Origin of the sequence: Flavihumibacter sp. CACIAM 22H1 (assembly GCF_001601815.1) — a bacterium.
GTDB lineage: Bacteria > Bacteroidota > Bacteroidia > Chitinophagales > Chitinophagaceae > Flavihumibacter.
Window position 1 is genome coordinate 37,924 of sequence record NZ_LUKG01000010.1, and the last position, 21,952, is coordinate 59,875.

The 21,952-nt window shown below is 45.9% G+C and carries 23 protein-coding genes; 15 read left to right on the forward strand and 8 right to left on the reverse strand.

Annotated features, from left to right (window positions below; translation table 11 throughout):
• Positions 1-309: 309 nt before the first annotated feature.
• Genes A1D16_RS04940 through A1D16_RS04950 form a run of 3 tightly spaced genes read left to right on the forward strand, consistent with a single transcriptional unit; the run spans position 310 to position 5,038 of the window.
• A complete protein-coding gene (locus A1D16_RS04940; protein WP_290708147.1) occupies positions 310-1,491 on the forward strand; it encodes a DUF4143 domain-containing protein in 1,182 nt (393 codons plus the stop codon).
• A gap of 57 nt (positions 1,492-1,548) precedes the next feature.
• Entirely contained in the window at positions 1,549-4,380 is a 2,832-nt protein-coding gene (gene polA / locus A1D16_RS04945) for a DNA polymerase I (protein ID WP_290708148.1), read from the forward strand.
• 52 nt (positions 4,381-4,432) lie between these two features.
• Entirely contained in the window at positions 4,433-5,038 is a 606-nt protein-coding gene (locus A1D16_RS04950; protein ID WP_290708149.1) for a YdeI/OmpD-associated family protein, read from the forward strand.
• Positions 5,039-5,043: 5 nt separating this feature from the next.
• Here A1D16_RS04950 and A1D16_RS04955 read toward each other — a convergent pair whose 3' ends face one another.
• Positions 5,044-6,564, reverse strand: coding sequence for a carbon-nitrogen hydrolase family protein (locus A1D16_RS04955; RefSeq protein ID WP_290708150.1), 1,521 nt, complete (start codon positions 6,562-6,564; stop codon positions 5,044-5,046).
• A 108-nt stretch (positions 6,565-6,672) separates the two neighbouring features.
• Here A1D16_RS04955 and A1D16_RS04960 point away from each other — a divergent pair, with 108 nt between their 5' ends.
• Positions 6,673-7,326 carry a DsbA family protein gene (locus tag A1D16_RS04960; RefSeq protein ID WP_290708151.1) on the forward strand — a complete coding sequence of 218 codons (654 nt, stop codon included), beginning with the start codon at positions 6,673-6,675 and terminating at the stop codon, positions 7,324-7,326.
• Between the two features lie 4 nt (positions 7,327-7,330).
• The gene (locus A1D16_RS04965) at positions 7,331-8,257 is read left to right on the forward strand and encodes a 1-phosphofructokinase family hexose kinase (protein WP_290708152.1); all 927 of its coding nucleotides are present in this window, start codon (positions 7,331-7,333) and stop codon (positions 8,255-8,257) included.
• A 13-nt stretch (positions 8,258-8,270) separates the two neighbouring features.
• Here A1D16_RS04965 and A1D16_RS04970 read toward each other — a convergent pair whose 3' ends face one another.
• The 3 genes from A1D16_RS04970 to A1D16_RS04980 form a co-directional block, all read right to left on the reverse strand.
• The gene (locus A1D16_RS04970; RefSeq protein ID WP_290708153.1) at positions 8,271-8,759 is read right to left on the reverse strand and encodes a DUF6265 family protein; all 489 of its coding nucleotides are present in this window, start codon (positions 8,757-8,759) and stop codon (positions 8,271-8,273) included.
• A 237-nt stretch (positions 8,760-8,996) separates the two neighbouring features.
• Positions 8,997-9,380, reverse strand: a complete 384-nt coding sequence (locus tag A1D16_RS04975) for a VOC family protein (protein ID WP_290708154.1) — start codon at positions 9,378-9,380, stop codon at positions 8,997-8,999.
• Positions 9,381-9,451: 71 nt separating this feature from the next.
• A complete protein-coding gene (locus A1D16_RS04980) occupies positions 9,452-9,859 on the reverse strand; it encodes a DUF1761 domain-containing protein (protein WP_290708155.1) in 408 nt (135 codons plus the stop codon).
• 115 nt (positions 9,860-9,974) lie between these two features.
• Between A1D16_RS04980 and A1D16_RS04985 the strand changes: the two genes are divergently transcribed.
• From A1D16_RS04985 to A1D16_RS05000, 4 genes are all read left to right on the forward strand, one after another.
• The gene (locus A1D16_RS04985; RefSeq protein ID WP_290708157.1) at positions 9,975-11,006 is read left to right on the forward strand and encodes a histidine kinase; all 1,032 of its coding nucleotides are present in this window, start codon (positions 9,975-9,977) and stop codon (positions 11,004-11,006) included.
• Position 11,007: 1 nt separating this feature from the next.
• The gene (locus A1D16_RS04990; RefSeq protein WP_290708159.1) at positions 11,008-11,757 is read left to right on the forward strand and encodes a LytTR family DNA-binding domain-containing protein; all 750 of its coding nucleotides are present in this window, start codon (positions 11,008-11,010) and stop codon (positions 11,755-11,757) included.
• 65 nt (positions 11,758-11,822) lie between these two features.
• Positions 11,823-12,446: a DUF5606 domain-containing protein gene (locus A1D16_RS04995; protein WP_290708160.1), complete on the forward strand. Its 624-nt coding sequence runs from the start codon at positions 11,823-11,825 to the stop codon at positions 12,444-12,446.
• Between the two features lie 9 nt (positions 12,447-12,455).
• Positions 12,456-14,171 carry a M3 family oligoendopeptidase gene (locus tag A1D16_RS05000; RefSeq protein WP_290708161.1) on the forward strand — a complete coding sequence of 572 codons (1,716 nt, stop codon included), beginning with the start codon at positions 12,456-12,458 and terminating at the stop codon, positions 14,169-14,171.
• A 232-nt stretch (positions 14,172-14,403) separates the two neighbouring features.
• Here A1D16_RS05000 and A1D16_RS05005 read toward each other — a convergent pair whose 3' ends face one another.
• Both A1D16_RS05005 and A1D16_RS05010 read right to left on the reverse strand, forming a co-directional pair.
• Positions 14,404-14,826: a transcriptional repressor gene (locus tag A1D16_RS05005; RefSeq protein ID WP_290708162.1), complete on the reverse strand. Its 423-nt coding sequence runs from the start codon at positions 14,824-14,826 to the stop codon at positions 14,404-14,406.
• Positions 14,827-14,836: 10 nt separating this feature from the next.
• Positions 14,837-15,484 carry an SCO family protein gene (locus tag A1D16_RS05010; RefSeq protein ID WP_290708163.1) on the reverse strand — a complete coding sequence of 216 codons (648 nt, stop codon included), beginning with the start codon at positions 15,482-15,484 and terminating at the stop codon, positions 14,837-14,839.
• A 109-nt stretch (positions 15,485-15,593) separates the two neighbouring features.
• Between A1D16_RS05010 and A1D16_RS05015 the strand changes: the two genes are divergently transcribed.
• The 6 genes from A1D16_RS05015 to A1D16_RS05040 all read left to right on the forward strand — a co-directional run bounded on the left by A1D16_RS05015 (position 15,594) and on the right by A1D16_RS05040 (position 20,281).
• Positions 15,594-15,986, forward strand: coding sequence for a MerC domain-containing protein (locus A1D16_RS05015; RefSeq protein WP_290708164.1), 393 nt, complete (start codon positions 15,594-15,596; stop codon positions 15,984-15,986).
• Positions 15,987-16,084: 98 nt separating this feature from the next.
• Positions 16,085-16,681: a NifU family protein gene (locus A1D16_RS05020; RefSeq protein WP_290708166.1), complete on the forward strand. Its 597-nt coding sequence runs from the start codon at positions 16,085-16,087 to the stop codon at positions 16,679-16,681.
• A 10-nt stretch (positions 16,682-16,691) separates the two neighbouring features.
• Entirely contained in the window at positions 16,692-17,423 is a 732-nt protein-coding gene (gene pxpB, locus A1D16_RS05025) for a 5-oxoprolinase subunit PxpB (protein ID WP_290708168.1), read from the forward strand.
• The gene (locus A1D16_RS05030; RefSeq protein WP_290708169.1) at positions 17,410-18,387 is read left to right on the forward strand and encodes a biotin-dependent carboxyltransferase family protein; all 978 of its coding nucleotides are present in this window, start codon (positions 17,410-17,412) and stop codon (positions 18,385-18,387) included. Before pxpB ends, A1D16_RS05030 begins: the two co-directional genes overlap by 14 nt.
• A gap of 11 nt (positions 18,388-18,398) precedes the next feature.
• Entirely contained in the window at positions 18,399-19,121 is a 723-nt protein-coding gene (locus tag A1D16_RS05035; protein ID WP_290708170.1) for a 5-oxoprolinase subunit PxpA, read from the forward strand.
• Entirely contained in the window at positions 19,115-20,281 is a 1,167-nt protein-coding gene (locus A1D16_RS05040) for an NRAMP family divalent metal transporter (RefSeq protein ID WP_290708171.1), read from the forward strand. The genes A1D16_RS05035 and A1D16_RS05040 overlap by 7 nt, the downstream gene beginning before the upstream one ends.
• Here the strand turns inward: A1D16_RS05040 and A1D16_RS05045 are convergent.
• Together A1D16_RS05045 and A1D16_RS05050 are read right to left on the reverse strand one after the other, a co-directional pair.
• Positions 20,256-20,666: an OsmC family protein gene (locus A1D16_RS05045; RefSeq protein ID WP_290708172.1), complete on the reverse strand. Its 411-nt coding sequence runs from the start codon at positions 20,664-20,666 to the stop codon at positions 20,256-20,258. The two genes, A1D16_RS05040 and A1D16_RS05045, sit on opposite strands and share 26 nt — an antisense overlap.
• A 10-nt stretch (positions 20,667-20,676) precedes the next feature.
• Complete coding sequence (locus A1D16_RS05050; protein ID WP_290708173.1) at positions 20,677-21,807, reverse strand: saccharopine dehydrogenase C-terminal domain-containing protein; 1,131 nt, start codon at positions 21,805-21,807, stop codon at positions 20,677-20,679.
• Positions 21,808-21,952 lie beyond the last annotated feature (145 nt).

The following is a 21,952-nucleotide window of genomic DNA, read 5'->3' on the forward strand; positions in this document are numbered from 1 at the left end:
TTATGCACGGTAACGATACTACTTGCAAACAGCTTGAAGGGAAATAAGAACGGTTATTCAGGTTATAAAAACAGTGGTTTTTTTACGCTTTCGTTAACCCATTAAAAAGCATTTTATCCACCCTTTTTTCTACCATTAAAAATAGTTTTAGACGCTGTAAATGTTGAAAAAATAGGGATAAACTGTCTTTATTTTTATCAAGTAAATTCAATATAGTATATTAAATTTACTCGATAGATTATTCCCTAAACCATGAGCCAGCAAAGATTTGTCCGGCATTTAAGCCGTTTTTTGACAAAAAATCAGGTTTTGATTCTTTCAGGACCCCAAATGATTGGAAAAAGATTTTTGTCGGAACAGATCGCCAAACAGTTTCGGAGAAAAATTTTGGTGCTTGATTTAGCAAAAACGGTAAATCGTAAAAAACTGGTGAACCCAGATTTTTTTCTTTCTGCTCATGCAAGTGATTTTATTGTGCTCGAAAATCTTGAATATTTTCCCGCATTATTGGTTGACATCATCCGATTCCAGGGAGTCCATAAAAAGTTGCCAAAAATTGTTTTAACCCTCAATTTTCAATTTGAAGCCGTTTTTAGGTTTTATGCTATTCCACGAAAAGTTATTGTCCAGGAGATTTTTTCCATCTCCTTCCAGGAGGCCACGAGATTAAAATCGGTGACAATTTTTGATCATTGGTTAAAAGGAGCGTATCCCGGTTTTTTAACGGCGCCTTCTCACCGGGTATTAAACAACCGGATGGACAGAATTATTGAATCGGTTTGCACAGGCAACACGGCTCAAATTACCGGTCACCAGTTAAGTCGTGATAGATTGATGGAATTACTAGAAATCCTTGCACAGTTAAACGGTACCATCCTCAACGTTCAGGCAATTGGAAAATCGATGGCATTGAGTGGCCCAACCGTACTTCGTTATATTAATTACCTCGAAGCCGCCATGCTGATCCGTTTATTGCCCGCATATTCTCAGGCAGGAGCTTCCAAAAGAGTAGTGAAAGCACCCAAGATCTATTTCCGGGATTGCGGTTTATTACACCATCTTCGGTCTATCAAAACGGTTCAATCGCTCAGTAAGTCAATCGGTCAGGCAGATTCCTGGGAGGCTTATTGTATAGATGAAATCACTAAACTGCTGCCGCCGAAATATAAACTTCGTTATTACCGCACACAACATGCTGCTGAAATTCAGTTGGTGCTCACAAAAAATAATAAACACCATCCCGCCCTACAACAGGCCGTGGTAGCCATATCCATTCAATCAGGCCCCTCTCCGCAGCTACCCCGTGGGCTCAGAAATTGTTTTGCAGACCTTTCTACCCGCAAAAATTATATTTTGCCGGGGCCCGGGCAGCATACCCATTCAATTCCACCTGAGTTTCCTGCTGAATTTGCAACTAGTTTAAAATCAGTGAATTGCTCGGTTATTTCCCTGGCAGAACTGCTGCTTAAACTCCCTTTTCTCCGGTTCTAATCACCCAAACTGCTGCCTTTTTTCCCCTTTCCTCCTTCTCCCGCCTATCTTTGTCAGATGGACAAAAGACTTTTTCTACTCGATGCAATGGCACTGATATTCCGGGCCTATTATGCACTGATTCGTAGTCCGAGAATAACTTCTCAGGGCAAAAACACCAATGCGCAGTTTGGTTTTACCAATGCGCTGCTTGAATTAATCAATAACCGCAACCCTACCCATATGGCGGTTTGCTTTGATACCCAAGCTCCTACTGAACGTCATACTGATTTTACCGAGTATAAAGCCAACCGCCAGGAAGCTCCGGAAGACCTGCTATTGGCCATTCCCGATATAAAAAGAATTATTCGGGGTTTTAATATTCCGGTAGTTGAATTGGATGGGTTTGAGGCGGACGACGTGGTGGGTACCCTCTCCAAGCAGGCCGCGGCCGCAGGTTATGACGTATTTATGGTGACCCCTGATAAAGATTATGGTCAACTGGTTTCCGACAAAATCAAGATATATAAACCTGGCTACCAGGGAGGAGATATCGAAATAATGGGCCCGGAACAGGTTTGTTCAAAGTGGAATATCAAATCGGTTGACCAGGTAATTGATATGCTGGGACTGATGGGTGATGCTGTTGATAATATTCCAGGAATTCCCGGTGTGGGCGAAAAAACCGCCTCCAAGTTGTTAAGCGAATTCGGTAGCCTTGAAAATATCCTCGCAAATGCTGATTCCATTAAAGGTGCGGTCGGAGAAAAAGTCAGAAACGGCCGTGAATCAGCAATTCTTTCAAAAAAGCTGGCCACCATTATTACCACCGTACCCGTAGAATTTCACGAAGAAGACTTTCGCCTGAAAGACTGGAACAAGGATGCATTACGGGAAATCTTTACCGAACTGGAGTTTAAATCTGTTGCCAAGCGTCTGTTAGGTGAGGATATTTCAACACCCAACCAGGCAGCACAGGGAGTACAAACCGACTTGTTTGGAAATGTTGTGGGTACGCCAAAAAATGGCGTAGCACCTTTACAGGACAGCGAAACGGAGGAAAATTCCATAAATAATGGTCTTATTGTAGATAAAAACATCCAAAATACCCCCCATAATTATGAACTGGTGGAAGGTACAGATGCGATTGACGCCCTGCTTAGACAATTATTAGCGGAGCCGGAGATTTGCTTTGATACTGAAACCACCAGCATTGATGCCAACGATGCGGAATTAGTAGGCCTTTCTTTTTCTGTTAAGCCACATACCGGGTTTTATATTCCTTGTCCGGCTGATCAAACCAAAACCAAAACGATCCTCAATCAATTGAACCCCTTGTTCCGGGATACGACCAAAACCTGGGTAGGCCAGAATATTAAATACGATTTGCTGGTACTCAAATGGTACGGTGTTGAGCTGGCCGGAAATTTATTTGATACCATGTTAGCGCATTATGTGATAGAACCGGAAGGGAAACGCAACATGGATCTTTTAAGTGCTAAATACCTTGGGTATGAACCCGTACATATTGAAGAACTGATCGGGAAAAAGGGGAAAAACCAGGGCACCATGCGCGACGTGGAGATAGAAAAGGCAAAAGACTATGCCGCAGAAGACGCCGATATTACCCTGCAGCTGAAGCATAAATTTCTGCCCCTGCTGGAATCGCTGGAGGTAAAATCCGTTTTTGAAAAAGTAGAGAACCCCCTTGTTAAAGTGTTGACAGATATGGAGTTTGAAGGAATACGGGTAGATACCAATTTCTTGCAGGAATACTCTAAAGACCTGGAAACCAATGCCAAATCAGCAGAAGAACGGGTATATGCTGCTGCAGGTGTGCGCTTTAACCTGGCATCACCCAAGCAGTTGGGAGAAGTGCTTTTTGAAAAACTAAAGCTAGACCCCAAGGCGAAAAAAACCAAAACCGGCCAGTATGCCACCGGCGAGGACGTACTTACAAAACTGGCCCTGCAGAATCCGATCGTGGACGATATTCTCATTTTCCGGGAACTGACCAAACTAAAATCAACCTATGTAGATGCCCTTCCCCTCATGATCAATCGAAAAACAGGAAGGGTTCATACTTCTTACGCACAGGCCGTGGCCGTAACCGGGCGATTATCGAGCAATAATCCCAACCTGCAGAATATCCCAATACGTACTGAACGGGGTAAAGAGATCCGTAAAGCATTTATACCGAGAGATGCCGACCATATTTTATTATCAGCCGATTACTCCCAGATTGAACTGAGGATCGTTGCGGCCATTAGCGGAGATACGAATATGTGTGAGGCTTTTCGCCAGGGAAAGGATATCCATACTGCCACTGCAGCAAAAGTATATGGGGTTGATGAGGGAGATGTGACCAAAGATATGCGGCGAAAGGCCAAAAGTGTAAATTTTGGCATCATTTACGGCCAGGGCGCATTTGGCCTGGCAGATAACCTGGGAATTTCCCGCACAGAGGCAAAAGAGATCATCGATAACTATAAAAAGGAGTTCAGCGGCATAACCAGTTATATGGACGAAACTGTCAACTTCGCCAAAGAACATGGTTATGTACAAACCCTAATGGGCAGAAAACGCTGGCTGCGCGATATAAATTCCTCCAATTTTACCGTACGCGGCTTTGCGGAACGAAATGCCATTAATTCTCCCATACAAGGTACGGCTGCTGATATGATTAAACTGGCAATGAGTGCCTTACACGAAACCATCAAAAAATCCGGACTGAAAAGCAAAATGATTCTGCAGGTGCATGATGAACTGGTTTTTGATGCCCGGATGGAAGAGGTTGATCGCCTTAAACCCCTGATCCTGGAATGTATGCAACAGGCCATGCTCCTGCCTAATGACGTGCCCGTTATTGCAGAAGTTGGGCAGGGTACCAATTGGCTCGAAGCGCATTAAGGAGTTTAGGGGTGGGGTAGTATCCGACCCCTAAACTTTCGTAAATTAGGGTATGCCGCAGACTGACCAGCGAATCGATGCATATATAGCTAAAGCAGCGCCTTTTGCCCAACCTATTCTTCTGCATTTGCGGGAACAGATTCATAGGGCTTGTCCCGGAGTAGTGGAAACCATCAAATGGGGATTTCCCCATTTCGAATACAAGAGCTCCCTGCTTTGTAGTTTTGCTGCATTTAAACAACATTGTGCCTTTAGTTTCTGGAAAGCATCCCTGCTACAGGACCAGTTGCAGCAACACCATGCAACGGCTGAAAAATCAATGGGGCAACTGGGTCGTATCCGATCCCTTACCGATCTGCCGGCTGAATTTTCCCACCTGCTTCAGGAAGCCATGCTGTTAAATGAACAGGGTATAAAACCCCCGCGAAAAAAAGCAACGGAACAAAAGCAATCTTTGTTACCGGCTGCATTTGAACAGGCACTCCGGAAACAACACCGCGCCTGGGAAATATTTGATAAGTTCAGTTATAGTAACCGGAAAGATTACATCGAGTGGATAACCGACGCAAAAACAACCAACACCCGCAGCAAACGTATTTCTCAAGCGGTCGAATGGATTGCCGAGGGCAAAACCCGAAACTGGAAATATTCAGGTTAAACGGGTTATTTCAGCAAGCGTAGTTCATAAAGATCGTGGCGCCGGTCTTTCAGGGTGGTTACACTACCGTATTCATGCAATTCTGTTAACAGGGTAAGGTCTACATCGGACACTATGATCATTTCTGTATTGGGGGTTGCTTCTGCCTTTATCCCATTCACCGGAAAAGCAAAATCAGAAGGCGTCAGCACCGCCGATTGTGCAAACTGTAAATCCATATTATGTACTTTAGGCAGGTTGCCAACGGTTCCCGCAATAGCTACAAAGCATTCATTTTCAATGGCGCGAGCCGCGGCGCAATAACGCACGCGGTTATAAGCATTCTGCGTATCCGTTAAAAACGGAACAAATAAAATCTGCATGCCCTGGTCGGCCAGCAGGCGAGATAATTCCGGGAATTCCACATCATAGCAGATCAGTACCCCTACTTTCCCCGCATCCGTTTCTATTACTTTTATTGTATCGCCTCCCTTAATGGCCCACTCATATTCCTCCGATGGGGTGGGATGGATTTTATCATAGGAATCAATTCGTCCGTTTCGATGCAGAAAATAAGAGGTATTGTACAATTCACCGGCTCGCAGGCAGGGCATAGATCCACCAATGATATTTACATTATAGGAGATGGCCAGCTTGGATAAAGCCTCTACAATATCCGGGGTAAAAGCGGCCAGCTCGCGGATGGCCGCATGGCCGGGCAAATGATTGAACTGTTCCATCAAAGGCGTATTAAACAACTCCGGAAGTAGACAGAAATCAGAGTTATAATCGCTCACCGCATCTACAAAATATTCAACCTGCTCCAATAGATCCTTTAGCGATTTATAGGGTCGCATCTGCCATTGAACCAGCCCGATACGCACAAAATCTTTCCGCATCTTTAATACATTACTATTGGGCTCGTAGTAAATATTATACCAGACCAGGAGGGTTGCATAACCGCGGGATTCTTTATCCTCCGGTAAATAATGTTGCATCACTTTTTTGATCTGGAAATCGTTGGCCAGTTGAAAGCTGAGCGTACCATCGTGTAATTCTCTTCGCTTCACTTTATCGATGTATTCGCGGGGGGTCATGGAATCAGCATAACGCCCATAGCCCGGTATACGCCCGCCGGCCACAATAGCTCGTAAATTCAGATTTTCACACAGTACTTTCCGGGCTTCGTAAAGGCGGCGTGCAAGACGTAAGCCCCGGAACTCCGGATGAATAAACATTTCGATTCCGTATAAAACATCCCCTTTGGGATCATGTGTATCAAAGGTATAATTGCCCGTTACCTGCCGATAGGAATGAGTATCGCCAAATCGGTTGAAATTTACAATCAGCGTAAGGGCGCAACCAACCACTTTGCCTTCGAGCGTTACACATATCTGACCCTGTGGAAACTTCCGGATCAATTTATCCAAGGATGCTTCTCCCCAATATTGCCCTCCCATACTGGCATAGGCTTCAATCATGGATTCCTTTAACTCCTGGTAATCTGCCATGGTTAAATTCCGTACTTCGATTCTTGCATTTTCCATATACCGCCTTTAGTGTAAATTAAATAATAACCAGTTGCCTTAAAAGAAGGTTGTTAAGATCTCATTAATACTCGCTAAAATTACCGGTGAAAGCCAGTACTTTGCAGAATGACCCCAATTATTTATTACTGTTATGATGCTTATTGTGGCTGGTGTTATGGGTTTAGCCCTGTAATAAAAAAAATTCAAACCCTCTATTCTGACCAGGTATCCTTCGAAGTATTATCCGGTGGCATGATTTTACCCGACCATCCCCGTCATATTGGGGTAATGGCAGGTTATATTGCCGAAGCCTATAAATCGGTGGAAGAATTAACCGGTATCCGGTTTGGGCAGGACTATCTCTGGCATATTTTTCATCCTGATCAGAGCGACTGGTATCCACATTCTGAAAAACCAGCTATTGCACTTTGTATTTTCAAGGAAATTTATCCGGATCTGCAGGTAGCATTTGCGGCCGATCTACAGTATGCCCTTCATTTTGAAGGAAGAGATCTTTGTGATAAAGAGGCTTACCGGCACTTGCTGGAAAAATACCGGATAGATCCGGAGATGTTTTATGAAAAGCTTTCGTCGGATGAGTACAAAGAAAAAGCCTATTATGAATTTCAGCTTTGCAAACAATTGCAGGTAACCGGCTATCCCTGTGTATTAATCCAGGTAAGTGAAAGTAAATTTTTTATGCTGGCAAGGGGCTTTACCGAAGAATCCACACTGGTTCAACGGATTGAAGCGGTGCTTGCCGATCTGAACAAAAACTAATGGTATGATTCTTACGGTTACCCCCAACCCCGCGGTTGACAAAAGCACCCGTACCAGCCAGTTAATTCCGGAAAAAAAACTTCGGTGCAGTGAGTTGGTGGTGGAAGCCGGGGGTGGCGGAATCAATGTTACCAAAGGCCTGCAACGCCTGGGTGCCCCAACCCTTGCATTGCTTACCAGTGGCGGTTTTAACGGTCAGCAACTGGAAGCCGTCCTTAAAAAAGAAGGCCTTACTTATTCCGCCGTTCCCATTACAGGAGAAACCCGTGAAAATCTGGTAGTGCTGGAAGAACAAAGCAATAACCAGTTCCGCTTTGTTTTACCCGGACCAATACTCGGTGAAGAAACAGCTGCTGCCATCCTGGAGCGGATACAGGCTTTGCCCAAAAAGCCGGAAATCATTGTTGGCAGTGGCAGCCTTCCACCAGGTTTTGCTGAAAATTTTTATGCAAAACTCGTGCTGCTTGCTGAGCGTATAGGCGCAAAGGCGATCATTGATTGTTCGGGAAAATCATTACAGTTAGCTGTTGAAGCCGGCGTTTATTTGATAAAGCCCAACCTGCATGAACTGAGTCAGCTGGTAGGCCTGGATAAGCTGGAGACAGACCAGGTAGTGGATGCTGCCAAAACACTTCTTTCCGCCGGAGGGTGCAAAGTTGTGGCCGTATCACTTGGCGCTCAGGGTGCATTATTGGTAACCGGAAAGGACGTGGTTCAGGTGCCGGCTCCCACGGTAAAAAAACAGAGCACAGTGGGCGCGGGCGACTCTATGGTAGCGGGAATCACCTACCAGTTATTCAAAGGAGGCAGCCCGCTTGAAATGATCCGCTATGGGGTGGCCTGTGGCACTGCTGCTACTATGAATCCGGGTACGCAGCTTTTCCGTAAAGACGATGTTGAGCGATTGTACAATTGGCTGGTACATCATTAAAGCTACCAGCACTTTATAGTTGTTTCCGAAAATAGAAATCTATCCGGCTGCTGCTATCTGCAGGTCCACCGTCAATCCATGCATGCAGCGAATCTCTACCGATAAATTCATACACAATCCGCTTTGGATAATCATGGGTGGGGTTTTCAAAAACAACGGAATTGGGCGAATGGCGGGTTAGTTCGAAATCGATCCTGTCCTGTTCCGGTTGATTAAATGCTTTGGCCTGGTACAAAATTTTGTGGCTTGTTTGGCGTAAGCGGATTTCTTCAGATACAAGGGTATCTTTTCCTGTTACCTTATACATCCTACCCTCTAACAGGGTAGCTGTTTTACGCGTCCACTCCTCAAATTCAGGAGTCGATTTATTGAGTCGTTGCCAGCGGCCTTCCAGCCTATCGAATGTTTTCATAGGATCAGCCTGCTGTCCCTGCATGGCTGGCTGTAGAAGCAGGAGGAAGAGTATAGACGTCAGACAGGTGTTCGAACGGTATGCTAACATGTTGGGGTATTTATTAAAATAGATCAATGAGCAGGCCTGGTTTATTTTCTCATTTATCCGGTGAATTGATGTAGCAGCCGCCGTAGGCCCGCAGCAGCACATCCCTCCCCTTACAACCTATTTTCCTGAACAACCGCACCCGGCAACCCTTGCGGTGCTCAGGCATTGGTCGGGTTCAACGGCAGCCATAAGCCGGTATCCCGTCAACTGGTCTCGTATAAGTCAACGGCGGCTCAGCTACTGAACCGGCACAGAATGCAGCGCAATTCGATTGCCTTCTGTATCCAGAATCACCGCCATAAATCCATGCTCGGGACTTATCTCTGTTTTCGGTATCAGGATGCTTCCGCCGGCTTCTTCTACCCGGTCCAATACCACTTGAACATCCGGATTAGCGTTGAGGTAAACCAGGGTTCCGCTGGCCTGTGGCTGGTAAAAATCAGGTGCATAAACCAAGGCGCCGCCTATATAATTAAAATCTTCTACCGGAAACATGCGCATCGACAGATTCGGCATATCCAGTTTAACCATTTTTATGGCCAGGATGGTTTCATAGAATTTTTGCGCCCGTTCCAGGTCGGTGGTCGGAATCTCAAACCAGCTAATTGTATGTTGTGACATAGTATTGATTTATATAGTTCTAAGAAGTATCTGACACCTATACCAACAGTGTTCTAACACCTGTCTGACACCTACCGCCAGAGCCCAATAATCGCCCCCATTAAAACCAGCGCAACCACCGAGTACCCGCCATTGATCAATATATGCTTCCAGGATTTCAGCTCAAATAAACTATGAATAGCAATGGCGCAAAATGTCCAGATACCTGCTAAAAACCCGGCAGTTGCACCCCAGGCCAGATCCGTTTTTACCTCCGCTGTATCAACCAGGAACATCGCCAGGTTCACCGCCATCAACAAGGAAAATATCGCCGTAAAGCCAAAAATTTTTCCCTTATTGCCCGAACGGATCCCTTCTTCCGTTAAACCCGATTCCTTCATCCATATACGGCCAAATAACCCCGGTGAATACCAGATACCACCTACTACAAAGGCAGATAAACCGGCAGCCAGCACTGCCAGCCAATTGATCGTACTCATGTCCATATTAACTGATTTGATTCCTAAACTATTAGGTAAATTCACATCTACCAAGTAAACCAGTATGAAGCCGGATTCCAGGGCCCCAAAACCCGATTTTTTCCCGACTAAACCTTTGCCCGAAGCAAAAAAAATAAATGATATCGGGTTCCGGGTAATCCTCATCCCCTTTTGTGGTATTACTATTCCGCTACTTACCTCTCTGATTCCTTTTCAGCAATTCAGCCTGCTTGAAATTAAACTCAGCTTCCTCTATACTATCGCTATTGCCTTCATTATCTGGGAAGGAAACCGATCCCTGCTGTTTACCCTCCGCTCTTATTTTAATTGGTTCAATCAACCTGTAAAAAAAATCCTGGCCCTGTTGCTCGTCATCCCTTTTTATACCATCCCCGTTTCTGTACTGCTGATCGTAGGGTGGTACCAGCTTTTTCTCAATGGGCAGGTCAACTGGACAACCATCTGGAACAATACCCTCATTATACTTATCTCCGTTCTTTTCATCGTTCATGTATATGAAACCGTTTTCCTGGTAAAAGAATCCGAATCTGAAATGCTCCGCAATGCAACCCTGGAAAAAGCAAGAGCAGAAGCAGAACTTCAGGCGCTTAAGAACCAGATCGACCCGCATTTCATGTTCAATTCTCTCAATACCCTCAGTCACCTCATCCGTACTAACCCCGCAAAAGCTCAGGTTTTTAACGATACCCTGGCTGAGGTTTATCGCTATATTCTTCAAAATAAATCAAGAGACCTCGTTCTGCTGCAGGAAGAACTCAGCTTTATGGACAATTATCTGGCGCTCTTGAAAATTCGCTATGGTGATTGCATTTTCATAAATAAGCAGGTCTCCGATACCTGTGTACATACCAGCCTTTTACCCCCCATATCTCTCCAGATCCTGGTTGAAAATGCAATTAAACACAATACGTTCTCCCAAAAACAACCCCTGCATATACATATTATTGAATCCCATGGACAGCTCTCTGTTTCCAATCAAATCCGTGAAAAAAAACAAGCCCATTCAAATGGAATCGGCCTAACCAACCTGCTCGAACGATTTATCCTCATCACCGGCAGCCAGCCTGCCATTGAGCGGATGAACGGCTGTTTTTTTGTTCATCTACCTTTACTAATGCTGCGCTGATATGAAAATTTTACTTATTGAAGATGAATTGCCGGCCGCTGAACGCCTTTCAGCATCCCTGCTACAGTTGCGGGAAAACCTCCGCCTGCTGGCAATTTTACCAACAGTTAAAGAATCCATCCAATGGTTAAAGACCCATCCTCATCCGGATCTGATCTTCATGGATATTGAACTTACCGATGGCCAATCCTTCCTAATATTTGATGAAGTAAAACTCGATTGCCCGGTTATTTTCTGCACCGCCTACGACGATTATTGGCAAAAAGCCTTCGAATACAATAGCATTGATTACCTGTTAAAGCCGATTGCCCGGGAAAAGCTACTGGCCTCCCTGCAGAAATATGAGCAGCTGAAAGCCCATTTTTCCCATTCCTTTGAACAGTTTCAGCAATTCAGAAAAAACCCCGACCAGTATAAAAAACGCTGGCTGATTAAACGGGGATCGGATTATATAGCCCTAAAAACTGAGGAAATTGCTTTTTTCTATGCTACCCATAAAATGGTTTGCCTGGTGGACACAGATGGACAAAAATACCTGCTCGATAAATCACTCAGTGATATTGAGCGGGAGCTTAATCCCGCCCAGTTTTTTCGGCTCAACCGCCAATTCCTGGCCCATATTAACGCAATAAAAAAACTGAAGTCCATCGGAAAAGGCAAATTATCCGTAGAATTGGATCCCGCCAGCCCGGAAGAAGTACTGATCAGTGCCGAACATACCGCCGCATTCAAGGAATGGCTCGATGCCTAAGCCCCCCTTCCCCCGCCGGGTAGTAAATTTGTTTTATCTTGCATCTCCCTTACAATTTTGTAGATATGGAATATAACAGAATCATTGCCGTGACCGGGTTACCCGGATTGTTTGAATTAGTAGCCAGTAAAACCGACGGAGCCATCGTTCGCTCGCTGGATGATCAGACGACCAAATTCGTGTCATCCCGCAAACACAACTTCTCCCACCTCGAGAGCATTGAAATTTATACCAAACGGGATAATATTAACCTGGTGGAAATTTTCAAAGCAATGAAAAGCAGTGGCGCTGCACTACCGGATGTGAAAGATGGCAATGGCCTGAAAGCCTATTTCGAACAAACCTATCCTGATATGGATTTCGAACGGGTATATGCCAGCGACATGAAAAAAATGGTTAAATGGTTTGAAATCATCGATAAAAATAAAATCGAATTTAAACTGGCAGAAGTAGAAGCAGCCGATGATACAACCCCTGAGGTTCCGGAAGAAGAAGCCCCTGCCAAAACTAAAAAAGCTGCCAAAACCGAAGCGAAAGCGCCCGCGGCAGAAGAGCTGACCGAAGAAAAGCCGAAAGCAAAGAAAAAAGCTGCCCCTAAAAAAACGGCAGATTCCGCAGATGCTGCGCCTGCCGAAGCCGGCGAAGAAAAGCCGAAAAAAACAGCCCGTAAGAAAAAAACAGAAGAATAAGTTAGTAGTATGTCCATTGCCAATATTCAGAAAACACCCCGGCATTTCCTGCCCGGGGACTTCACTATCAGTACCTGGGAGGCGCTTGAGCCTTATTTCCAGGACCTGCTCAACAGGCCCCTGCTATCGGGCGATGAGCTGGAGAAATGGATGGCCGATTGCAGCGAATTGGAAGCAGCCGTAAGCGAAGACGCCTGCTGGCGGCAGATCCGTATGACCTGTGACACGGAAAATAAGGAGCTGGAAGAAGCTTTCACTTTTTTTGTGATGGAAATTCAGCCAAAAATTCAGCCCTATGCCGATCAACTGAACCGAAAGCTGATTAGCAATGAATATACAAAGGCATTGGACCAGCAGGAGTATTTTACCTACCTGCGCTCGGTAAAAAAATCGATCGACCTATACCGGGAAGAAAACATCCCGCTCCAGGCCGAGCTTTCAGTTCTAGCCCAGCAATATGGCGTCATTTCCGGTAAAATGGCCGTTACCATAGACGGTAAAGAATATACCCTTCAACAGGCTACGAAATTTTTGGAAAGTCCGGACCGCAGCAAACGAGAAGCCGTTTATCGCAGCATTCAGGAACGCCGCTACCAGGACAAGGATCAACTGAATGAATTATTCAGCCAGCTGGTCCAAAAACGCCACCAGGTTGCCCTGAATGCCGGCTTTGCCAACTTCCGCGATTACAAATTTGCTGAAATGGGGCGCTTTGACTACAGCAAAGAAGATTGCTTTGCCTTCCACGAAGCGGTAAAACAGCAGGTAGTTCCCCTGGTAGCTGAAATCTATAAAAAGAAACAGGCAAAACTACAGCTCGACAGCCTTCGACCCTGGGATACCGAGGCCGAACCGGCAGGTATTGAACCCCTGCGTCCTTTTAAAACAGGAGAAGAGCTCCTGGAAAAAACCATTGAATGCTTTCGGGCACTCCGGCCCCTGTTTGCCGACTGCCTGCTTACCATGAAAAAAATGGGGCATCTCGACCTCGAAAGCAGGAAAGGTAAAGCCCCGGGTGGGTATAATTGTCCCCTCGCCGAATCCGGCGCCCCCTTTATTTTCATGAATGCAGCCGGACAAATGCATGATGTTACCACTATGGTGCACGAAGGCGGACATGCCATTCACAGCTTCCTTGCCCACCCATTGCGGCTTTCCGCGTTTAAGGAGTATCCAATGGAAATTGCGGAAGTAGCCAGTATGAGCATGGAATTGTTCAGCATGGATTTTTGGCACAGTTTTTTTACTACAGAAGAAGAACTGAAACGTGCAAAAGAACACCAGCTGGAACGAGTAATAACTATTTTCCCCTGGATAGCGATCATTGATAAGTTCCAGCATTGGGTGTACGAAAATCCCCATCATAGTTTAGCAGAAAGAGCCGGTAAGTGGGTAGAAATAAACGATGAATTTGCTACCGGTGTACTGGATCTAAGCGGATTAGACGAATTCCGGAAATACGGATGGCAACGTCAACTCCACTTATTTGAAGTTCCTTTCTATTATATAGAATACGGAATTGCCCAGTTGGGCGCTATTGGAATGTGGATGCAGTTCAAAGAAAACAAAGAAACCGCCCTGGATAATTATACCAAAGCGCTTTCCCTGGGAGGTACCCGTACCTTACCAGAATTGTACCAGGCGGCTGGTATTTCGTTCGATTTGGGACCAAACCGTGTTAAAACATTGATGGATTTTACCGCCGCAGAAATGAAAAAACTTTAAACACGGGAAAAATACCCACATTAGGGTATATGGAAAATTTGAAAAGAATGATTTATAACAATATATTTGTACAAGAAAACACTTAGAAAGATCCAACGAATCTAAAAAGATTCTTAAAATAGCTACTAATCAGAGCCTTAACCAAAAGTCCCGGTGTGTCTACATCGGGGCTTTATTTTTTACCGCCGTTTTATTGACATTTATCAGTTTTTATTTTTCCACCATTCTTCGGTTACTCACGGGTACAGTCTTTACACTTTCCATTTATCACTACCTGAACCTGGCTGAACTTATAACCTCTTGGTAATCGTATAGCCGGAACCGTTACTTCATCCAGGCATACGGTATTTCCACATTTATCACAGACAAAATGAACATGGTTATCATGATGATGGCCTTCCCCGCAGTCATCCTTGCACAATGCATACAACACACTGTTATCTGCCGTGGGAATAGAATGAATAATACCTTTGTTCAAGAATACCTGCAGGGTCCTGTATACCGTAACCCGATCAAATTTTTCGCCCGTTTTACGCTCAATATCACCATGCGCAAGTGCCCCTGGCTGATCCAGAAACAATTCGAGGATCTTTACCCGGCTGCCCGTTACACTTAACTGATTCTTCTTTAATATTTCCTGTATGGCTTCCTGCATAACTTCTTAATTAGAAGGTTGATTTAGGTAAACGGGAGGCATCCGTTGCCGTTTCTTCCAGTAAAACCGGAATATCGCTGATCAGCTGCTCCACTTCCTCCTTTTTTAATCCATCATAAATTCTCCGAACCCGGCCTACCCTGTCTACCAAGGCAAAAAACTGGGTATGAATAAACTGGTCCTCGATCCGTTCATTGTTATTTTTAGGGTCATCCAGTAAATAACTTACCCGCGCCGCCAGGTATAAGCTATCCTTCGGCCCGGTCAGGAAAAACCAGTTGGCATTATTTACCCCTAACGAATCAGCATAAATTTTCATCCGGGCCACGGTATCCGTTGCCGGGTCTACCGAATGCGACAAAATCAGGAAGTCCGGGTTCGTTTTATACTGGTCAAAGACTTTCTTCATGTTGGTATTCATCTTCGGACAAATACCCGGACAGGTAGTAAAAAAATACTCTGCCACATATACTTTTCCTTCCACCTGCGCCTGTGTAAAGGATTTTCCATACTGATCACTAAACCGGAAGGGTTGAACATAACTTAATACAGGCATCTTTACCTCCCCGAAACCGGGTAATAATTTGGTCATGGCAACTACAAAGGCGACAAATAAAATAACAAAAAAGCCTATAAAATAGATCGTCCGCTTACTCATACCTGCAAATTTACGCCCTTATTCCCTCAACTCCCGCACCGGTTAGGCTACAAGGGCCGGGTGAAATTTATTTTGCAACAAAGTTGCATCTGTGTATTTTTGCCGTCCGATGTCATTTAAGATCAACTGGGATGCCCTGGGTATTGCTACCTCCGTCGCCTGTGCGATTCACTGCGCTATTTTACCGTTATTGCTGACAAGCCTGCCCATTTTTGGCACAAATATCATTGATAATGAGGCATTTGAGCTATTAATGATTGGAATTGCCTTGCTTATTGGCGCCAATGCGCTCTGGCATGGATATAAACGCCACCACCATAAGCCCGGCCCCTATATCATTTTTGGTATCGGCATTCTCCTGTTGTTTGCTAAACAGGTTTGGCATGATCTCCAACTCTGGTTCCTGGTACCTGCTGTTATTGCCGTGGTGTATGCCCATTTCCTGAATTACCAGCTTTGCCGGAAAGCCAATCACTGCCATAGCAGCGACTGTAACCACTAATCAATACAAGCGCGCTGGCCCCGATTCCTTAAGATTTCCTAAATTCACAAACATTGCCCGTCGGCATTTGTTATTTTTGCAGTTAAAGTTGTTGAATTATGATTAAGACCGGAAATCCCGTTATCAGTATCTATACAGAAATGACTCCCAATCCGGAAACCATGAAGTTTGTGGCAAATAAACTTTTATATCCCGGAAGAAGCATTGATCTGCCAGATATGGAAAGTGCGAAAGCCTCTCCGCTTGCCGTGGAGCTCTTTGGCTTTCCCTTTATAAAAAGTGTTTTTGTGGCCAGTAATTTTGTTACCCTCACCAAAACACCCGAAACAGAATGGAGCGATGTTATCCCTTCCATTCGCCAGTTCCTGAAAGATTACCTGGAAGAAGGCAAGGTTGTCGTAAACGAAGAAGAAATAGCGGCCCTCAAACCACAAGGTAGCAATGAAGTAAGTGCGGACGATGACGATGTGGTAAAAAGGATCAAGGAGTTGCTGGAAAACTATGTTAAACCTGCCGTTGAAATGGATGGTGGTGCCATTCAGTTCAAAAGCTACCAGGATGGTGTAGTGAACCTGATGATGCAGGGCTCCTGCTCAGGCTGCCCGAGCAGCATGATTACCCTGAAAGCGGGTATCGAAGGAATGATGAAACGCATGATTCCGGAAGTGAAAGAAGTAGTGGCTGAAGCTGAATAAACGATCTGCCTTGGCAAATGAGGAGTCCTTTCATATTTACCCGATTGCTGAATCAGCTATAACCATAGAATATGGAAAGGAACCTGCTATAGCGGCCAACCAGGTCTTATTAAGGTTTCAACAAAGTTTTCATTCAGTACCTTTTACAGGTTTTACAGATACCTCTATCACTTATAATAGCCTGACTGTTTTTTTTGACCCAGGCCATATTTTTGCCAAAGGCCAGCCATCACCGCTGGCCTTTGTTACGGACCTTATACGTAAGCGGATCCGTAGTTTTTCCGGTTCTGACCTGCAAACCCCTATTCCCGGCAATCATCACTTGATTCCGGTTTGCTATGAAGCAGCGATGGCACCCGACCTGCCGGCAGTGGCGGCCTTTCACCAAACAAGTTCCGATGCTATCATTCAGGCACATTGTGCGGAGGACTGGTATGTTTTTATGATTGGCTTCAATCCTGGTTTTTCCTATATGGGTATCTTACCCGACACCCTGGCAATGCCCAGAAAGCAACGTCCGGCCCTCCAGGTTGCTGCCGGATCCGTCGGTATTGCAGGAAAACAAACAGGTATTTACCCCAATACATCCCCCGGGGGATGGCAGATCATTGGTCGTACACCCCTCCTGGTGTTTGATCTCAGGGAAGCAGAACCCTGTCTCTTCAAAGCGGGTGATACCGTCCGCTTTACCCGCATCGATTTAGCCACTTTTCAATACCTCAATCAGCATGCGAGTCCTTAAATCCGGAATATGCACCATCCAGGACCTGGGCCGGTTTGGCAACCGGAACCGGGGATTACCGGTGAGCGGTTTTATGGATCCCCTGGCGGCAAAACTTGGCAACCTGCTTACCGGCAATGACAGCAATGCCGCCTCACTCGAAATCAGCCGGGGTGCTTTCAGTGCCAGTTTTGAAACAACCTGCCTGCTTGCTTTAACAGGAAAAGGTTATACTGCCTATATAAGCGGCAGGCCAATCCCTTTCTATCATCCTTTCCTGATTAAAGCCGGCGAGTTCCTGCAACTCTTTCCCAAAGAAACCGGTTTTACCTATCTATCGGTACATGGGGGAATCCGATCTAACCCGGTTTTTGGAAGCCGTTCTACCCACCTTGCGAGTAAACTCGGGGGACAGGAAGGCCGGCCACTCCGCGCGGGTGATCAGCTACCTGTAACAGTGCTTCCCGACGAAAACGGGCAGCGGATTATTGACTACCTGTTAAAAGCGTCCAACCATCACCAAGTGGGGTTAAGCCATTCCGTTTTGCCAGATTATACCTGCCAGGAAATCCGCTTTATTGCCGGGGCAGAATATAGCTGGTTCTCGGGCGAAGCCCTGAACCTGTTACAAAGTTCCGGTTTCCGGCCTTCTGCCTTATCTAACCGGATGGGGTCGCGGTTTACCGGGCCTGAATTAAAAAGAATTCATACAGCAGAGCTGCTGTCACAAGCCGTATTACCGGGCACTATACAGGTGAGTCCGGATGGACAACTGCTGGTTTTATTTGCCGATGCACAAACAACGGGGGGGTATCCCCGAATCGGACAGATCATCCAGGCAGATCTTCACCTGGCTGCCCAATGCAGCGTAGACAATGTGCTCCACTTTAAACAGGTTTCCATTGAAAATGCGGAAAACCTTCTGCTCCAGCAGGAAAAACAACTGCTTCAACTGAAACGCGACTACTATCTTTATTTTTCCTAAAATAGGCGGAAATGGACATCAATTGTGACCTTGGCGAAGGTTTTGGCTGTGAAGCGGAAATCCTGCCCTTTATTCATTCGGCAAATATTGCCTGCGGATTTCATGCCGGATCTCCCCAGGAAATGGCCCATACGGTTGCGCTTGCTAAAAAAATGGGTGTGCAGGTGGGGGCCCATCCTTCCTGGAACGACAGGGCCAACTTTGGCAGAACCGCCCAGCAATTATCTTCCGCCGAAATTATTGCATTGATCACCTATCAGCTCGGTGCCCTCGATGCCATCTGCAGGAAAGCACAATATCCCCTGCAGCATGTAAAACCACATGGCGCCCTTTATAACCAGGCAAGCTCGGACCCGGCAATAGCGGGGGCTATTATTGAGGCCGTACTGGCATTTAACCCCGGCCTGCAGCTATATGTGTTAGCCGGCAGTCAATTTTCCAAACTGGCAAAAGCTGCCGGGCTCCGCATAAAAGAAGAAGCATTTGCCGATCGGATGTACCAGGCAGACGGCAGCCTTGCTCCCCGCCACCAACCCAATGCAGTGCTTCTTCAAAGCCCTGAGGTTCTGAAGCAGGTCGATTCCATTATGCGTTTCAACCGCGTACAGACCGTAGACGGTAGCTACCTTCAATTACACGCTGATACCCTTTGTATACATGGCGATGGACCAACCGCAGTTAGCCTGGCGAAAGCAGTGCACGCCTACCTGCAAACGAATTCACCCGCATGCTGAAAAATAAACCCTCCTCGTTCTGGGCCGCGGCTTTCCTTATGGCTACATCGGCAATTGGCCCGGGTTTCCTAACTCAAACTACGGTTTTTACCCAGCAACTACTGGCTGGTTTCAGTTGCATTATACTGCTTTCTATATTGCTCGACATTGGCGTTCAAATGAATATCTGGCAGATCCTTTTTGCAAGAAAACAACGGGCCAACCAGGTGGCGGATGAACTTTTACCAGGCCTGGGCAAATTGCTGACCATACTTATTGTTATTGGCGGATTTGCTTTTAATATCGGCAATATTGCCGGTGCCGGATTGGGACTGGAAACCATTACCGGTATCTCTCCTAAGGCCGGCGCCGCAATAAGTGTAGCCTTTTTATTGATCCTTTTGTTCAATAAAGAAAAAGCATTACCCCTGATGGATGGTGCGGTTAAATGGATGGGGGTGCTGATGCTGGTACTCACGGCCTATATTGCCGTTTCTTCCGGCCCCTCTTATTCCGGTCTTTTAACCGAAACCTTCTGGCCAAAAAAATTTAGTTATACCGCCTTGGTAACCATTGTAGGCGGTACGGTTGGCGGGTATATTTGTTTTGCCGGGGCCCATAGAATGCTGGAAGCCGGCAGCACTGAAAAGCTTACCCTGCCTGTAGTGCGTTCCTCGGCTGCAACCGGCATTTTAACGGCCTCACTTATGCGTTATTTATTGTTCCTGGCTGCACTGGGGGTGGTTGGAAAAGGCCTCCTGCTCGATGCAGCAAATCCTGCAGCGGATGTATTTCGGAAAGCGGCCGGGGAAACCGGCTTTCGTTTATTCGGTATCGTTATGTGGTGTGCCGCTATTACCTCTATATTAGGTTCCGCTTATACCTCCATCTCTTTTGCCCGCTCCTATCTTCCCTGGCTACAGGATCGTCCGGAAAAAGGGGCCATTCTTTTTATAACCTGCTCCACGGTGTTTTTCCTGCTTTGGGGTAAACCCGTGCAGCTATTATTAGCTGCAGGGTTGATAAATGGGTTTATTTTACCGGTTTCACTGGTTATTTTACTGGTAGCAGTGAGGACAAACAAAAACGGCTACCAACACCCGAAATTTTTAAGCATTGCCGGATGGGTGATAGCCGTGTTGCTGGGTTTCGCTTCTATCCAAGTGTTGCTTCAGAACTAATCGCCGTATTCAATAATTTACTGATCGGGCAATTTTGTTCCGCATCTTTAACACAGGCCTGAAACTGCTCTTCGGTAATTCCGGGAACAACCCCTTTAACTTTCAAATGAGACTTGGTAACTGCACCGTTCTCAAATGTAATATCACAGGATGTTTCGAGCGATGTGGGGGTAAAGCCCGCCTCACCCAGTACAAAACTCAGTTTCATGGTAAAACAGCCGGAATGGGCTGCAGCTACCAACTCCTCCGGATTGGTTCCGATTCCGCTTTCAAAACGAGATCCGAATGAATATTGTGTTTCACTCAATACCCCGCTTTGAGTAGTGAGATGTCCTTTGCCTTCTTTGCCGGAGCCGTTCCAAACGGCAGTTGCTTTGCGAATCATACGTATAGTTTTAATGGTTGATAATGCCTTCCCAATTTACGCCCCTATTGGTTAGGTAACGTAGTATAAATTCAAAACAGGCGGCATCACTTCCTACCAATTCAGGAGGAAACACGCCTTTTTTACCAAACCGGCCGGTTGCCACCAGTTCCGCCACCGCAGTACAGGTATAGCCCGTAGTGCGAGACATGGAGGAGGTTTTGGTAACAGCATCGTAACGATCCAGCAGGTTATAGGTTACCCGCATCGGTTTGCCCTCTTTTTTGCCCTCCACCATTACCCGCATAACCGTAAATTCGGGCTCCTCTTCTCCCAGCTTCCATTCTTTAAACAATACCGCCGAACTCAGGTCGAGCGGCCGAACAGTTGTTCCGTTCAGCTCCAAAGGTTCTTCACTAAAAAACCCTGCCAGTTGCAGTGATTGAATCAGGTCTATATGGCCCGGATAACGCAATGTCTGTTCCTTCAGGTCCGGAATATGGGGCATGGTGTAAAGCAAGGACCGCAACCCGTCGGTATTAAAAGCTTCCAGCGTGCCTACCCCGTCGAAGTTCATCAGGCTCCGCTCCGATAAAGCAGGTTTTGTAACAATAACCCCGTTTTCTTTTAAACGGGCCGGCCGGGTATATTCCTCAATTACATCAACCGGTGAAAATGGCGCTTTGTATTCGAACGGTTTTTTACGGATCAGGGGGAGCCCGCCTACATAACACTCGAACCGGCTTACTTCCATTTCCTCATTATAACGGCCGAGTATCAGGTTTCCCATACCAGGTGCTACGCCACAATCTGTTACCACCGTTACTCCTACCGACTTCGCCAAAGCATCTAATACACGGGAGTCTTCCGGAAAAAATGAAATATCTACGACCGGTTTACCGGATCTGATAACGGCTTCGAGTGTGCGAAATCCCATGAACCCGGGAACTGCGGTAATGACCAAATCAAATTCGTTCAGCCAGCCGGAATAGGCCGCAACATCGGCCAGATCTGCCCGATGAACAGCAATTTCAGGCGTTTTTCGATGCAGTTTCTGAAGGGCCGATTCATCTCTGTCAAAGGAATGTACTTCATGCCTATCGGCAAGATCACTGGCAATGGTCCTTCCTACCATTCCGGCACCTAAAACAGCTATTTTCATGCAAAGAATTTCCGGCAATCTAAAAATTCTGACGGATTTTTAGCCAATGGAAACGATTTGGCAACAATTCCTGGATGGACTGATGCAGACTTCTGCATTGGAATTTATTGCAGTTATTACAGGAATTCTTAGTGTGATTTACAGC

Coding starts and splice junctions, on each gene's coding strand:
- A1D16_RS05000 (WP_290708161.1), top strand. CDS start 12,456: ATGTCCATTGCCAATATTCAGAAAACACCCCGGCATTTCCTGCCCGGG.
- A1D16_RS04950 (WP_290708149.1), top strand. CDS start 4,433: ATGCCGCAGACTGACCAGCGAATCGATGCATATATAGCTAAAGCAGCG.
- A1D16_RS05040 (WP_290708171.1), top strand. CDS start 19,115: ATGCTGAAAAATAAACCCTCCTCGTTCTGGGCCGCGGCTTTCCTTATG.
- A1D16_RS04995 (WP_290708160.1), top strand. CDS start 11,823: ATGGAATATAACAGAATCATTGCCGTGACCGGGTTACCCGGATTGTTT.
- A1D16_RS04975 (WP_290708154.1), bottom strand. CDS start 9,380: ATGTCACAACATACAATTAGCTGGTTTGAGATTCCGACCACCGACCTG.
- A1D16_RS05010 (WP_290708163.1), bottom strand. CDS start 15,484: ATGAGTAAGCGGACGATCTATTTTATAGGCTTTTTTGTTATTTTATTT.
- polA (WP_290708148.1), top strand. CDS start 1,549: ATGGACAAAAGACTTTTTCTACTCGATGCAATGGCACTGATATTCCGG.
- A1D16_RS04970 (WP_290708153.1), bottom strand. CDS start 8,759: ATGTTAGCATACCGTTCGAACACCTGTCTGACGTCTATACTCTTCCTC.
- A1D16_RS04965 (WP_290708152.1), top strand. CDS start 7,331: ATGATTCTTACGGTTACCCCCAACCCCGCGGTTGACAAAAGCACCCGT.
- A1D16_RS04990 (WP_290708159.1), top strand. CDS start 11,008: ATGAAAATTTTACTTATTGAAGATGAATTGCCGGCCGCTGAACGCCTT.
- A1D16_RS05030 (WP_290708169.1), top strand. CDS start 17,410: ATGCGAGTCCTTAAATCCGGAATATGCACCATCCAGGACCTGGGCCGG.
- A1D16_RS05035 (WP_290708170.1), top strand. CDS start 18,399: ATGGACATCAATTGTGACCTTGGCGAAGGTTTTGGCTGTGAAGCGGAA.
- A1D16_RS04980 (WP_290708155.1), bottom strand. CDS start 9,859: ATGAGTACGATCAATTGGCTGGCAGTGCTGGCTGCCGGTTTATCTGCC.
- A1D16_RS05050 (WP_290708173.1), bottom strand. CDS start 21,807: ATGAAAATAGCTGTTTTAGGTGCCGGAATGGTAGGAAGGACCATTGCC.
- A1D16_RS04955 (WP_290708150.1), bottom strand. CDS start 6,564: ATGGAAAATGCAAGAATCGAAGTACGGAATTTAACCATGGCAGATTAC.
- A1D16_RS05005 (WP_290708162.1), bottom strand. CDS start 14,826: ATGCAGGAAGCCATACAGGAAATATTAAAGAAGAATCAGTTAAGTGTA.
- A1D16_RS04960 (WP_290708151.1), top strand. CDS start 6,673: ATGACCCCAATTATTTATTACTGTTATGATGCTTATTGTGGCTGGTGT.
- A1D16_RS05020 (WP_290708166.1), top strand. CDS start 16,085: ATGATTAAGACCGGAAATCCCGTTATCAGTATCTATACAGAAATGACT.
- A1D16_RS05045 (WP_290708172.1), bottom strand. CDS start 20,666: ATGATTCGCAAAGCAACTGCCGTTTGGAACGGCTCCGGCAAAGAAGGC.
- A1D16_RS05015 (WP_290708164.1), top strand. CDS start 15,594: ATGTCATTTAAGATCAACTGGGATGCCCTGGGTATTGCTACCTCCGTC.